General features: G+C 60.1%; 10 protein-coding genes, 1 tRNA gene, 2 rRNA genes and 2 pseudogenes (1 of these 15 only partly in view). 6 read left to right on the forward strand and 9 right to left on the reverse strand.

Translation table 11 applies throughout. The features are described from left to right. The 4 genes from N6H05_RS04680 to N6H05_RS04695 all read left to right on the forward strand — a co-directional run. Positions 1–1636, forward strand: a 23S ribosomal RNA gene (locus tag N6H05_RS04680) (it extends 1156 nt beyond the left edge of the window). Positions 1637–1779: 143 nt separating this feature from the next. Continuing rightward, positions 1780–1894 (forward strand): 5S ribosomal RNA (gene rrf / locus N6H05_RS04685). A 107-nt stretch (positions 1895–2001) separates the two neighbouring features. After that, a tRNA-Met gene (locus N6H05_RS04690) sits at positions 2002–2078 on the forward strand. Between the two features lie 185 nt (positions 2079–2263). Further along, positions 2264–3466 (forward strand): tyrosine-type recombinase/integrase, encoded by a 1203-nt coding sequence (locus N6H05_RS04695; protein ID WP_284112899.1) that lies wholly within the window; start codon positions 2264–2266, stop codon positions 3464–3466. Between the two features lie 47 nt (positions 3467–3513). Here the strand turns inward: N6H05_RS04695 and N6H05_RS04700 are convergent, their stop codons facing one another. Beyond that, a complete protein-coding gene (locus N6H05_RS04700) occupies positions 3514–3975 on the reverse strand; it encodes a Ros/MucR family transcriptional regulator (RefSeq protein WP_279776442.1) in 462 nt (153 codons plus the stop codon). A 144-nt stretch (positions 3976–4119) separates the two neighbouring features. On the opposite strand from N6H05_RS04700, the gene N6H05_RS04705 reads away from it, so the two are divergent. Next, positions 4120–4356 (forward strand): excalibur calcium-binding domain-containing protein, encoded by a 237-nt coding sequence (locus N6H05_RS04705; RefSeq protein ID WP_279776444.1) that lies wholly within the window; start codon positions 4120–4122, stop codon positions 4354–4356. Positions 4357–4440: 84 nt separating this feature from the next. On the opposite strand, the pseudogene N6H05_RS04710 reads toward N6H05_RS04705, so the two are convergent. Further along, positions 4441–5700, reverse strand: a pseudogene (locus N6H05_RS04710) (transposase); the annotation flags it as partial. A gap of 58 nt (positions 5701–5758) precedes the next feature. Between N6H05_RS04710 and N6H05_RS04715 the strand changes: the two are divergent. After that, positions 5759–6982: an IS256-like element ISSpwi2 family transposase gene (locus N6H05_RS04715; RefSeq protein WP_014082638.1), complete on the forward strand. Its 1224-nt coding sequence runs from the start codon at positions 5759–5761 to the stop codon at positions 6980–6982. 24 nt (positions 6983–7006) lie between these two features. Here N6H05_RS04715 and N6H05_RS04720 read toward each other — a convergent pair. The 7 genes and pseudogenes from N6H05_RS04720 to N6H05_RS04750 form a co-directional block, all read right to left on the reverse strand. Beyond that, positions 7007–7147: pseudogene (locus tag N6H05_RS04720) on the reverse strand (IS5/IS1182 family transposase); the annotation flags it as partial. Between the two features lie 241 nt (positions 7148–7388). Then, complete coding sequence (locus N6H05_RS04725) at positions 7389–8357, reverse strand: fumarylacetoacetate hydrolase family protein (protein ID WP_126000137.1); 969 nt, start codon at positions 8355–8357, stop codon at positions 7389–7391. Positions 8358–8359: 2 nt separating this feature from the next. After that, positions 8360–9151 carry a cyclase family protein gene (locus N6H05_RS04730; RefSeq protein ID WP_284112900.1) on the reverse strand — a complete coding sequence of 264 codons (792 nt, stop codon included), beginning with the start codon at positions 9149–9151 and terminating at the stop codon, positions 8360–8362. A 34-nt stretch (positions 9152–9185) separates the two neighbouring features. Next, positions 9186–9644, reverse strand: a complete 459-nt coding sequence (locus N6H05_RS04735) for a hypothetical protein (protein WP_284112901.1) — start codon at positions 9642–9644, stop codon at positions 9186–9188. Between the two features lie 8 nt (positions 9645–9652). Beyond that, positions 9653–10810 (reverse strand): alpha/beta hydrolase family protein, encoded by a 1158-nt coding sequence (locus tag N6H05_RS04740; protein ID WP_284112902.1) that lies wholly within the window; start codon positions 10808–10810, stop codon positions 9653–9655. 3 nt (positions 10811–10813) lie between these two features. Continuing rightward, positions 10814–11716 (reverse strand): VOC family protein, encoded by a 903-nt coding sequence (locus N6H05_RS04745; RefSeq protein WP_048938512.1) that lies wholly within the window; start codon positions 11714–11716, stop codon positions 10814–10816. A 43-nt stretch (positions 11717–11759) separates the two neighbouring features. Continuing rightward, a complete protein-coding gene (locus tag N6H05_RS04750) occupies positions 11760–12875 on the reverse strand; it encodes an FAD-dependent oxidoreductase (protein WP_048938513.1) in 1116 nt (371 codons plus the stop codon). Positions 12876–12915: the final 40 nt, after the last annotated feature.

A 12915-nucleotide genomic window follows, 5' to 3' on the forward strand; every position in this document is an offset into this window, starting at 1 on the left:
GGCGAAGATGTAACGGGGCTAAAGTGATGCACCGAAGCTTAGGGTTCAGTCTTTGACTGAGCGGTAGCGGAGCGTTCCGTAGGCCGTTGAAGCGGAAGGGTAACCGACCGTGGAGGTATCGGAAGTGCGAATGCAGACATGAGTAGCGATTAAGAGGGTGAGATGCCCTCTCGCCGAAATTCCAAGGGTTCCTGCTTAAAGCTAATCTGAGCAGGGTAAGCCGGCCCCTAAGACGAGCCCGAAGGGGGTAGTCGATGGGAACCACGTTAATATTCGTGGGCCTGGTGGTGTGTGACGGATGCCGTAAATTGTTCGGGCTTATTGGATTGCTCCGGGCAGTGAAGGGGTCCCAGGAAATAGCCCCACCGTATAGACCGTACCCTAAACCGACACAGGTGGAATGGTAGAGTATACCAAGGCGTTTGAGAGAAGTATCCTGAAGGAACTCGGCAAATTGCCTCCGTACCTTCGGAAGAAGGAGGCCCCATCTTAAGGCAACTTTTGATGGGGGGCACAGGCCAGGGGGTAGCGACTGTTTAGCAAAAACACAGGGCTCTGCTAAGTCGGCTTCAAGACGACGTATAGGGCCTGACGCCTGCCCGGTGCCTGAAGGTTAAGAGGAGGAGTGCAAGCTCTGAATTGAAGCCCAGGTAAACGGCGGCCGTAACTATAACGGTCCTAAGGTAGCGAAATTCCTTGTCGGGTAAGTTCCGACCTGCACGAATGGCGTAACGACTTCCCCACTGTCTCCAGGATATGCTCAGCGAAATTGAATTCTCCGTGAAGATGCGGAGTACCCGCGGTTAGACGGAAAGACCCCGTGCACCTTTACTGCAGCTTCAGAGTGGCATTAGGAAAGAACTGTGTAGCATAGGTGGGAGGCTTTGAAGCATTGACGCCAGTTGATGTGGAGCCATAGGTGAAATACCACCCTGTTGTTTTCTGATGTCTAACCTCGCACCGTTATCCGGTGCAGGGACCCTCTGTGGCGGGTAGTTTGACTGGGGCGGTCGCCTCCTAAAGAGTAACGGAGGCGCGCGATGGTGGGCTCAGGACGGTTGGAAACCGTCTGTTAGAGTGCAATGGCATAAGCCCGCCTGACTGCGAGACTGACAAGTCGAGCAGAGACGAAAGTCGGTCATAGTGATCCGGTGGTCCCTCGTGGAAGGGCCATCGCTCAACGGATAAAAGGTACGCCGGGGATAACAGGCTGATGATTCCCAAGAGCTCATATCGACGGAATCGTTTGGCACCTCGATGTCGGCTCATCACATCCTGGGGCTGGAGCAGGTCCCAAGGGTTTGGCTGTTCGCCAATTAAAGTGGTACGTGAGCTGGGTTCAGAACGTCGCGAGACAGTTTGGTCCCTATCTGCCGTGGGCGTCGAAATTTGAGAGGAGTTGACCCTAGTACGAGAGGACCGGGTTGAACATACCTCTGGTGTACCTGTCGTCACGCCAGTGGCGCAGCAGGGTAGCTATGTATGGACGGGATAACCGCTGAAAGCATCTAAGCGGGAAGCCTCCCTCAAGATAAGATTTCATCGAGCCGTCGTAGACCACGACGTTGATAGGCTGGATGTGGAAGTGCGGTAACGCATGGAGCTAACCAGTCCTAATTGCTCTGTTCGCGCTTAAGAGTCCCACCATCAACGACAATGCTGGAAACAGCTAAGACGCTGATGGCGTGGTTTTAAGCCAGCCCAGATATACGAACATCAAACACTCAAAATTGTGCACGGTATCGATTAAAAACCCGCAGTTATGCGCCTGCTTCATTGCTTGGTGACCATAGCGTCTGTGACCCACCCGATCCCATCCCGAACTCGGCCGTGAAACCAGTCTGCGCCGATGGTACTATTGCTCAAGCACTGGAAGAGTAGGGCGTCGCCAGGCATTGAAGCACGCGCATAGCAACGGATCAAAAACCCATCACAATGTTACAAAACAGGGCGGCCAAAAGCCGCCCTTTTTTGCTTATCAGGGCCACAAAAGCCCAGTGTCGCGGGATGGAGCAGCCCGGTAGCTCGTCAGGCTCATAACCTGAAGGTCGTAGGTTCAAATCCTACTCCCGCAACCACATACCGATATCACAAACCGTCTCGGAGCATTCCGCGGCGGTTTTTTTATGTCTTTTCTGGCGGATTTGCGCCGTTTCTTGGGGATGCAGCGCCTCCCATCGGATCGCGCCTGATGCCAGGACGTCGATTTGCTTTTGGGGGTGTTTTGGAGGGTAATGCCTGTGCCCAGCAGGAGATACCCCCTATGCCGCTCAAGGAACTCGAGGTTCGCTACGCCAGCCGGCGCTCAAAGGATTACAAGCTTGGCGATGGCGGCGGCCTCTATCTGCTTGTTCGTCCGACTGGCTCACGCCTCTGGCGCATGAAATATCGGTTCAACGGCAAGGAGAAGCTGCTCTCGTTCGGGCGCTACCCGGAGGTTACCCTGGCTGAGGCGCGGCTACGCCGCGCTGAGGCCAAGCTCGCCCTTGCGCGGGGCGAGGATCCCGGTCCCAAGGCTCCCTCGCCTGTGACCAGCTTTGAGGCGGCTGCACGGGCCTGGCATGGTAACCGGGCGAGCGGGCTGGAGCCGGGGCATGCAGCACGCATCCTGTCGCGTCTGGAGCGCGACGTGTTCCCGTCGCTCGGGCAGCGCGATCTCAAGGACATCACTGCGGGCGATGTGCTGTCGATGCTGCGGGCGGTTGAGGCACGCGGTGCCCTCGATGTCAGCCGCCGGCTGCGCCAGCATGTAAGCCAGGTCTATCTCTTTGCCATACCGCAGGGCTGGGCCACCCATGATCCTGCTGCCGGGCTTGCTACCCTGCTGCGGCCCAAGCCTCGGGTCCGGCATATGGCCCGGGTTGGGGGAGGGGAGTTGCCTGCCCTTGTTCGGGCGATCGACGCTTATGACGGCGATGAGAATCCCCGGCGGCGTGCGGTCACGCGCGACGCGCTCTTGTTCACGCTGCTGACCTGGGCGCGGACCAATGAAACTCGCTATGCGACATGGGACGAGTTTGAAGGGCTGGACGGCCCTGATCCCATCTGGCGGGTGCCGGCCGAACGGATGAAGATGGGACGTGAGCATATCGTGCCGCTTTCGCGGCAGGCGGTCGGGTTGCTGGAGAGCGTGCGGATTTACAGCCGGGGGCCATATGTCTTTGCCGGCGACAAGCCTGAACTCCCCATATCGCAGAATACGATGATCTATGGCTGCTACCGCATGGGCTATCGCGGCCGTCAGACGGTGCATGGGTTCCGAGGCCTTGCCTCGACCTGGGCCAATGAAGCGGAATGCTATCGGCCAGACTGGATCGAGGTGGCGTTAGCCCATGCCGATCGTGATGATGTGCGTGGGGCCTATAACAGTGCCCTCTACCTTACGCCGCGTCGGCGGATGCTTCAGGCTTGGGCTGATCATATTCTGGGCATGGTCGCGGTGCCGCAAGAGGCGCTGGTCGCGTGATGGAGGGGATGCGGGGATCGGCTCTGCCGTGCCCCGCATAACTGTTCTCAGGCCGGTTCGGCGACCTTCGTCTTGCGCGGGGTGCGGGCCGGCTTTGCGGGGGCAGCGGCTTCCGCGCGCGGCTTGCGGCCGAGGCCGATCTTGTGGGCCAGCTCCTTGCGCTGCGCAGCATAGTTGGGAGCGACCATCGGATAATCCGCAGGCAAGCCCCACTTGGCGCGATAGTCCGCCGGGGTCATCTGATAATGAGTCATCAGGTGACGCTTGAGCATCTTGAGCTTCTTCCCGTCTTCCAGGCAGACAATATGGTCCGGCTTGATCGACGCGCGCACCGAAACCGCAGGCTCTGGCTTCACTTCTTCAGCAACCGCAGGTTCGCTCAGGCTGGCGAGAGCGCCATGCACATTGGCGATCAGGCCAGGAAGATCATTGATCCCAACGCTGTTGTTGCTGACATGGGCAGCGACAATATCGGCGGTAAGCGTGATGAGCGTTTCTTGCGCGGACATTTTTATCCCTTCTTTATGGCGACCAGTTGTTTTTGCTAAATGGCAGAAGGAAGATCGGATTACCAGTGTGCGTTCGATGAACTATTGCTCATGGTCGATCGCTTTTTTTAGAGAATATTTATGCTCGCTCGTCATCCTTGGATGATGCGGCAAAGATCCTCACTCATCATTGGCGCCCTCGTGGTCGGTGCTGCAGGTGGTGTGGTGCTCCGCGACCCAACACCGGCCGCGCAGTCTGAAGGGCCTTCCTGGTCTTTTCGGAACTGCAGCGAGGCGCGTGCGGCAGGCGTAGCGCCGCTCCATCGCGGCCAACCAGGCTATGGCGCGCACTTGGACCGCGATGGCGACGGAATTGCATGCGAGCCTTATACCGGGCGCTAAGCGATCGGACGGTTCACGACCGATAGTGTTGAAGAAGTCGGTGATTGTCAGTCTCTGACGTTGGGGCGAAGTCGGCTCCAGGTGTCACGCTGGAACGATAGGCGGCTGGATCGGGATGAGTTTCGCGAGCTTGCGCAGGTTCTGGGCTGTGGCTGCGAGGTGGAACTCATCTTTTGCGCCATTTGGTCCTCGTAGGCGCAAGCGATCGAGCTTCAGGATGCGCTTGAGATGGGCGAACAGCATTTCGACCTTCTTTCGCTCGCGCCGGGATGTGACATAGGCGTCGGTCTGGGACAGATCCCGTGCCAGATCGCGCGCGCCTTCATGGATTGATCGCATCACCTTGCGCGCGGGCTGGCCGGGACAGCATTGGGGCTTGAGGACGCAGGATTGGCAGTCGTGCTGACTGGCGCGGTAGCGCATGAAGCCGTCCTTATCGACGCCGGTCCGCGGGCTGGCATAGTCCCTGCGGTGCTGGACGAGGTGCTTGCCACCGGGGCAGACATAGAGATCTTTCCGGTGGTCATAGCGGAACACGGTGCGCTGGAAGCTATCGGTCCTGCGGCTTGCATGGTCGAAGACGGGGATATGCGGCTCGATGCCGCGCTCATGGACGAGCCAGGCAAGATTAGCCGCATCGCCATAGCCGGTATCGGCAGCTAACCGCTGGGGCCAGATGCCGAAGCGCTCCTGTGTCCTGTCGATCATCGTTCGCTGCGCCGTTACCTCAGCCTGACGGATGGCGGTGCTGGCCTCCACATCGACGATCACGGCATTAGCCAGATCGATGAGGTAGTTGGTGCTGTAGGCGAAGAAGGCCTGTCCGCCATGGGCGCCCGTCCAGCGTGCGGCCGGATCAGCCGGCGACAGATATTTGGGCGTGACGGGCGACGCCGCTCCGAAGGCCGCCTCGTCGAGCACTTCCAGATACTCCCGAACAGCATGATTGATGATATCCGGCGGTAGCCCCTCTGCGCCGGGAACGCCGCGCTGGCGATTGGCGTCGGCCTTGATCAGACTGGCGTCCACAGCAAAGCCTTCGCCACCGACCAGTCCTTCCTGGATGCAGCGCGAGACGGTCATCTCGAACAGTTGCCGTAATAGATCACTGTCCCGGAAGCGGCCGTGCCGGTTCTTCGAGAATGTTGAGTGATCCGGCACGGATCCGTCGAGACCGAGGCGGCAGAACCAGCGATAGGCCAGATTGAGATGCACTTCCTCGCACAGCCGCCGCTCAGACCGGATTCCCAGACAATAGCCGATCAGTAGCATCCGGATCATCAGTTCAGGATCAATCGAGGGCCGGCCTGTCTCGCTATAGAATGGCCGCAGCTTCTCTCGGATAGGGACTGTCAGGATTTCCGTGTGCGGCCGGGCATAATGGGCAACAAGGAGTCCCACTATGTCACGACGCAAAGAACCTGCCATACCGAATGAGCTTCTCGATCAGCTTTTGGCGGGCGGCGCTGCCAGTGCCGCCTTCGAGCAGGGCGGTCTGCTCGATTCGCTGAAGAAGGCGCTGACAGAGCGTGCCCTGAATGCGGAGATGGATCACCACCTCGCTGGCGAAGACGGCGCCGGCAACATGCGCAACGGCTACGGTCGGAAGACGGTAATGACCGACACCGGCAAGTTGGCGATCGACGTGCCGCGCGATCGCCAGTCGAGCTTCGACCCGCAGTTGATCGCCAAGTATCAACGCCGCTTTCCCGGCTTCGACGACAAGATCGTGTCGATGTACGCGCGCGGCATGAGCACCCGCGAGATCACCAGGCACCTGCACGATCTATACGGCATCGACGTCTCACCCGATTTGATTAGCACGGTGACCGACGCCGTGCTCGATGAGGTCGCCACTTGGCAGCAGCGGCCGCTCGATCCGGTTTACCCGCTGGTCTTCTTCGACGCGATCCGGGTCAAGATCCGCGACGAGGGCATGGTGCGCAACAAGGCGATCCACATTGCGCTGGGCGTCCGCGCCGACGGCGCAAAGGAGGTGCTCGGCTTGTGGCTCGAGCAGAATGAGGGTGCCAAGTTCTGGCTTCGGGTGATGAACGAGCTTCGCAACCGTGGCGTTGAAGACATCCTGCTGGCCGTCGTTGACGGCCTGAAGGGCTTTCCCGATGCGATCACCGCAGTGTTCCCCGATGCGATCGTCCAGACCTGCATCGTTCACCTGCTGCGCAACTCGATGGACTTCGTCTCCTGGAAGGACCGAAAGAACCTCGCCAGCGCGCTCAAGGAGATTTACCGTGCCACCGACGCAGATGCCGCCGAAAAGGCGCTGACAGCATTTGAGGCTGGCCCTTGGGGGCAGCGCTATCCCGCCATCGGCCAGAGCTGGCGGCGCGCCTGGGGCGAGGTGATCCCGTTTTTTGCGTTCCCCGACGAGGTCCGCCGGATCATCTACACTACGAACGCCATCGAAGCTTTGAACTCGAAGCTCAGGCGGGCTGTCAGGGCCAGGGGACACTTCCCCAGCGACGAGGCCGCCACCAAGCTGCTCTACCTGATCTTGAATCGGTCGGAGAAAGAGTGGAAGATGCCACCACGTGAGTGGACCATGGCGAAGGCGCAATTTGCCGTGATCTTCGGCGAACGTTTCATCAGAGCCATGGCGGCCTGATGATCAACCGCCCGGCCGCACACGGAAATCCTGACAGTCCCCTCGGATACCGTCCAGATCCACGAAGCGATCCACCGCTCGCAACAGGTGGCTCTGGGGAACATGATCTTCCAGGCTGAAGCTGTAAAACAGCGCCTCCTGCATCACCGTCCGATCACCCATCATGAGCCTGTCTCCTAACGACATGGTCAGTGAATCAGGACCGCGCCATTACTGCAAGGCCGGGTTTTTCAACACTATCGACCCTTATGAGACACTCAGCCGTCAACTTTCGTTGCCCAATTCCGGACGTTCCGGTCCAACGGCTCTCGACCAACGTCGGCCATTCAATTCGTCTCCCGTCAACGCCCGGTCCTGACAAAATTTGTTCGATCAAACAAACCCGGATCGCATGAAAATTTGGGAATCAGAAATTGGCAGCAACGATCTGTTGGCTGATGCTGCCGAAAGGGAATCTGTTGTTTCCAAATGCGCCGAGCGAAACGCGATCGCCGAATCTGAGGAAAGGCGTTTGGGGTTTACCTTGCTCGATCATCTCGATCGCGCGGCGTTCGGAGATGCAGCAGGAGCCAAGCGTCGCATAATCGGCATTGGACACGGTGCCTGATCCGATGATTGTGCCGGCGACCAGATCGCGCGTGCGGGCGGCATGGGCGACCAGTTCATGGAAGCCGAACACCATTTCACTGCCATGGGGATTTCCGAACCAGGCGCCGTTAACGTGGACCTGCAGGGGCAGATGGACGCGGCCGTCCTGCCAGGCCTCGCCCAGTTCATCGGGCGTGACTGCAAAGGGCGCGACAGAGCAGGCGGGCTTGGCCTGGACCCAGCCGAACCCGGTCTTCATCTCGATCGGCGCGATCGCGCGCAGCGACCAGTCGTTGATGAGCAGGACCAGCTTGATATGCGATAGCGCGTCCTGTGCGCTGGTGCCCATCGGCACGGCATCGGTAATGACGCCGAACTCGCCTTCGAAATCGATACCGTCAGCTTCGCTGGGGAGCGGCACATCCTGCGTTCCGGACAGGAAGCGATCGGACAGGCCCTGATACATGAGCGGCCGGTCGGTCTCGATCGGCGGCAGGTTGAACGCCTTCTGCATCAGTTCGCCATGCTGCGGGAAGGCCGAACCGTCGAGCCATTGCCAGGCGCGGGGCAGGGGGGCGAGCAGCCGGCTTTCGTCCAGCGCCTCGCCGTCCCCCTGTTCCAGCCGGTCGGCCAGCCGGCGCAGCGCCGGTTCGACGCTGTCCCATCGCTCGATCGCACACTGCAGCGTGTCAGCAATGCCGTCCGCAGGCAGGCAGCGACAGGCGTCGTGGGAGACGACGATCAGGCTGCCATCGGGACGGCCATTATCGAGGGTGGCAAGGCGCATCTCTATTCCTCGAAGATCGCGACCGCGCGGGTCCAGCCGGCTGACGCGCCCTTGATCTTGTGCGGGAAGCAACTGACCATGAAGCCATGGCCGGGCAGGCTTTCCAGATTGTGCAGCTTTTCCAGGTGGCAATAGCCGATGTCGCGGCCGGCCTTGTGGCCTTCCCAGATCAGCGAGGTGTCGCCGGTTTCCTTCACCTTCTGCGCGGTATAGCTGAACGGCGCATCCCAGGACCAGGCATCGGTGCCGGTGACGCGCACGCCCCGCTCGGTCAGGTAGATGGTCGCCTCATAGCCCATGCCGCAGCCGCGATTGACATAGTCGGGCTGGCCCAGCGCCGTGCCGGCCGCGGTGTTGACCAGCACGATGTCGAGCGGCTGGAGGCTGTGGCCAATACGGGCCAGTTCCGCTTCGACATCGGCGGCGGTGACGACATAGCCATCGGGAAAATGCCGGAAATCGAGCTTCACGCCGGGCTGGAAACACCATTCCAGCGGCACCTCGTCGATCGTGATCGACCGCTGCGGTTCGCCATCGCGGCCATCCATGGTGGGATGGAAATGATAGGGCGCGTCCAGATGCGTGCCGTTATGGGTCGTGAGCGTAACCCATTCCGCGGCGGCGAAACCCGCGCCGTCCGGTGTATCTTCCGCCGTCACGCCAGGAAAAAAATGCTGGAGCTCGGCGACGGTTTCGCCATGCGCCTGGTAGGTGATCTTGGGCCGAAGAAACGGCGGATCGGAAACCACATCATTGTCGAGCGTGATCGACAGATCGACGAAACGGCGGGTCATCGGGGTATTCCTTGAAAAACGGGATATGATGAAATCATGCGGCCGGAGCCGCGCGAAGAGCGGGAGGCGTGACGATCAAGGCGAGAATGGCACCATAGGTCGACTTGAAGAGCAGAGCAGGGATTGGGGCGATAATCTCCATACCCGTCAGCCAGACCAATCCGGCAACCAAAGCTGTGCCGATACCGGCTGATGCCCCTGCCAATACCAGCCCGCGCACCAGCAGATTGCGCGGAAGGATGGTGCTATGAGGGACAGGAGCCAAAACGCCCTTTTTGAGCTTTTTGTGGGCGATCGCGCCGGGGATGAGAACGCTCATCAGGGCGATCATGAAGCTCTGTGGCAGAAAGTCGAACACCCATCGCCCCAAGCCCCAGCTCTCCACCGGCTGGTGGAGGCCAAACACCACAAGGAAGATCAGCAGCGACAGCATGGCGTTGATCGCCATGCTGATGCGCGTCTCCTTGCGGACATAGGCGTCAATGACCGCCATGCCTGTCATTATCGGGCATGCCCGCCTAAGGTCTCGGCGAACCAGTCCGAGATGAGGTCGCGGCCATAGGCCATATTGTCGGCACCGACATGTTCGACGCCGCCTTCTCGCGCGGTGAAAATGACCTTCTCGCGCCGGGGCGAATTGACCAGCTGATCATAGAGATCATCGGCGTAGGAAACGCTGATCTGCCGATCGTCTCCGCCATGAGTGACGAGGAATGGTACCTTGATGCTGTCCATATGGCCATTGAGGTTCATCGCTTGCGACTTCGTCAGGAAATCCTCCTGATCGCTGGCACCGAACGCCCAATGGACATGCGCCCAATAATGGGGAACCGGGTTCTCGCCCTCGCGAGACATGCGCTTATCCTGCACTTCGCGCCAATTATGGTTGGCACCCCAGACCGCGCCGCTGGCAAAGCGCGGTTCATAGGCGACGGCGCGCGGCGCGAAATGCCCGCCCAGCGAAATGCCGGTCATGCCGATCGCTTTTGGATCGACTTCGGGCTGTTGCTCGAGCCAGTCGACGGCCTTGCTGGCCCAGCTTTCGCTGTGCGGATCGACAGGGAGGCCTTGCAGTCGCAGCGCTTCGCCTGATCCGGGCTGATCCACGCAAAGGGTAGATATGCCGCGCCGAGCCAGCTGTTCGGGGAGCCGGCTCCAGTACAGCAATTCCTTGCAGCTATCGAGGCCATTGCAGAACACCACCACGGGCTTCCTGCCGTCGCCGGGCGCGCGGGTGAAAAGCGCGGGCATGGTTCCGGTCTCAAGCGGAATTTCAACGCGTTCTCGATTGATCTGGCCAAGCGCAGTCGATCGATCGAAGGCCGTTCGCGCCTTGGCATAGGTCGCCTCGCGTCCCGGCGCGCCATGCCCCTGCATCCGTTCGGCCGTTATCAGATAGAGCGACGCACGTTCCAGCTTGTTCGAGGCAGAGAAATAGCGCCCCTTGGCCTCATCTTCACCGGCGAGTTCCAGCAGCTTGTCGCCCATTGCCGCCCAGGCCTTCATGAACTGGGGCGTGCCGGCGTCTGCGCCGCTATTGGCGGCATCGCGGATCGGCTGACACATGTCGATGATTTCGCCGAGTTGGGCGCCCGACTCCATCGCGATCGAGATCGAGAGGTTCCAGATATAGTTGGGGAAATATTCGAACAGCGCCATGGCTCAGGCCTCCAACGGCTGGAAGAGGCCCTTGTCGGCCTCGGGATGCGGCATGGTCTGCGGACCACCTGTGCCGATGCCCCACTGATCCATAACCTTGGGCCCTGGCACATGAACCTGCGGCTGATGTTCCTCGAAATCGACGTCCTCCAGTTCTGAAGTATATTCGACGGCGAAGCCTGCAGGCGTGGTGAAATAGCTGAACGTATTATTCCCCGCCGTGTGTCGGCCGGGACCCCAGCGGATGTCCGTCCCCTTGAACTTCAGCCGATTGATGCCGACCATCATGTCATCGACGCTAAGCATGTCGTAGGCGACATGGTTGAGACAGGGAGGCCCCGGAAGGATGGCCAGCCGATGATGGGCAGCATTGCAGCGCAGGAAGCACATGAAATCGCCCAGCCAGTCGCTGATCTTGAATCCCAGCACGTCGACGAAGAAGCGCACCAGGGCTTGATGGTCGGGAGAATGAAGGACGATGTGACTGATTTTCTGCGGGACGCCTTCCCAGCGAGAAAGCGTACGCGCGCTACGGGGCTCGACATCACTCGAAATCTCGAACGGCAGGCCGTCTGGCGAGAAGAAGCGAAAGCCATAGCCGCCCGCCAGAGTCGCCAGGTTGCGCGGCGGAAAGATGATTCGGCAGCCGGCAGTGACCACCTTGTCATGCAGTGCATCGACATCGGCTTGGCTTTCGGCGGCAAGAGCGATCACGTCAACGCGACGATCTTCGCTCCCGCGTAGGCGCACGACATAGGGTTCTTCGCCGCCATCGGCCGCAAAATATACCATGCCGTCCTTCTCGCCGACTTCGACTAATTTCCATTGATCAGCGTAAAAGCTTCGCTCGGCAGCCAGGTCGGGAACGCCGTAGCCGACATAGCGAATTTCAGAAACGCGGCTCATCAGATAACTCCTTGGGTAAATGCATGGGAGGCGGACTGCCGCCTCAGATCGGCTCGGCGATCATCTCGAACATTTCATGGGTGGCCGCCGCGTTATCGACAGGCGGCCCCTTGCCGATTTGACCGTGGCAGATGGCAAGGCTGGCACGCACGATATAGGCGCACCGTTCGAACCGACGGGCATGATAGGCTTCAAAAACGCTCTCCAGAGCGTCATGATTGGAGAGTTCATCGGCCAGGACCAGGCTGTCTTCGATCGCCATACCCGCGCCCTGTCCCAGATGCGGCGTGGTCGCGTGGACTGCGTCTCCCAGCAGGACGATCCTGCCCTTGTGCCATGGCCCTTCGACCAGCAGGCCTTCCAGTGGGCGGTAGACCACGGCGCTATCTTGTGTGATCTCTTGCGCCAGCGCCTGAATGGCTGGCGCGGTCCCCGAAAGCTTGGCACGCATGACCGCTGCCAGTCCTTCGAGCGGATAGCGCGGATTGTCGGGTTCGGGCGTCGTCGCATACATGTACATGAGCGCGTCCGAAATGGGCACGAGACCAACGCCGATAGGGCCGTTATAGACTTGCAGCGCATCAAGCTCGGCCGGGCGGGCGAAATTGTAACGCCACACGGCCTGGCCAGTGAATTGGGGCTTGGGTGCATCGGGGAAAATGAGGTCGCGCGTCTGCGAATAGACGCCGTCCGCACCTACAACCAGATCATAGCGATCGCTGCCGCCATCCGAAAAATCGACAGTCACGCCGTCGGCTCCGTCGACGATGCGCTCGGCTGTTACGCCAAGCCGAACGGTCGCACCGCTGGACAGCGTACGATCACCCAGAACATTGTGGAGCGCTGGGCGACCGATGCCGACATTGGCGGGCTTCCCTTCGACCAGTCGCGGCGAAGGGACACGGGCAATCTTCGCCCCGTTAGGAAGGAAGATCTCGATCGCGTCGAAGCCGACTCCTGCCGACAAATAATCGTCGAGAAGGCCGAGCTGCGCCATCGCCCGAACAACATTGGATTGCTGGATGATGCCGACGCCATAAACAGACCAGTCAGGGTCACGTTCGATAACATCGACCTGATGCCCCTTGGCGCGCAGGGCGATCGCAGCCGTCAGGCCCCCGATACCGCCGCCAATGACCAATATGCGCTGCGCTTCCAAGTCTCGCTCTCCTCCAATTTGTTCTGGGGAGAGTTTAGGA

The organism is Sphingobium sp. WTD-1, assembly GCF_030128825.1.
Taxonomy (GTDB): Bacteria; Pseudomonadota; Alphaproteobacteria; order Sphingomonadales; family Sphingomonadaceae; genus Sphingobium.

Coding starts and splice junctions, on each gene's coding strand:
- N6H05_RS04695 (WP_284112899.1), top strand. CDS start 2,264: ATGCCGCTCAAGGAACTCGAGGTTCGCTACGCCAGCCGGCGCTCAAAG.
- N6H05_RS04700 (WP_279776442.1), bottom strand. CDS start 3,975: ATGTCCGCGCAAGAAACGCTCATCACGCTTACCGCCGATATTGTCGCT.
- N6H05_RS04705 (WP_279776444.1), top strand. CDS start 4,120: ATGCGGCAAAGATCCTCACTCATCATTGGCGCCCTCGTGGTCGGTGCT.
- N6H05_RS04715 (WP_014082638.1), top strand. CDS start 5,759: ATGTCACGACGCAAAGAACCTGCCATACCGAATGAGCTTCTCGATCAG.
- N6H05_RS04725 (WP_126000137.1), bottom strand. CDS start 8,357: ATGCGCCTTGCCACCCTCGATAATGGCCGTCCCGATGGCAGCCTGATC.
- N6H05_RS04730 (WP_284112900.1), bottom strand. CDS start 9,151: ATGACCCGCCGTTTCGTCGATCTGTCGATCACGCTCGACAATGATGTG.
- N6H05_RS04735 (WP_284112901.1), bottom strand. CDS start 9,644: ATGGCGGTCATTGACGCCTATGTCCGCAAGGAGACGCGCATCAGCATG.
- N6H05_RS04740 (WP_284112902.1), bottom strand. CDS start 10,810: ATGGCGCTGTTCGAATATTTCCCCAACTATATCTGGAACCTCTCGATC.
- N6H05_RS04745 (WP_048938512.1), bottom strand. CDS start 11,716: ATGAGCCGCGTTTCTGAAATTCGCTATGTCGGCTACGGCGTTCCCGAC.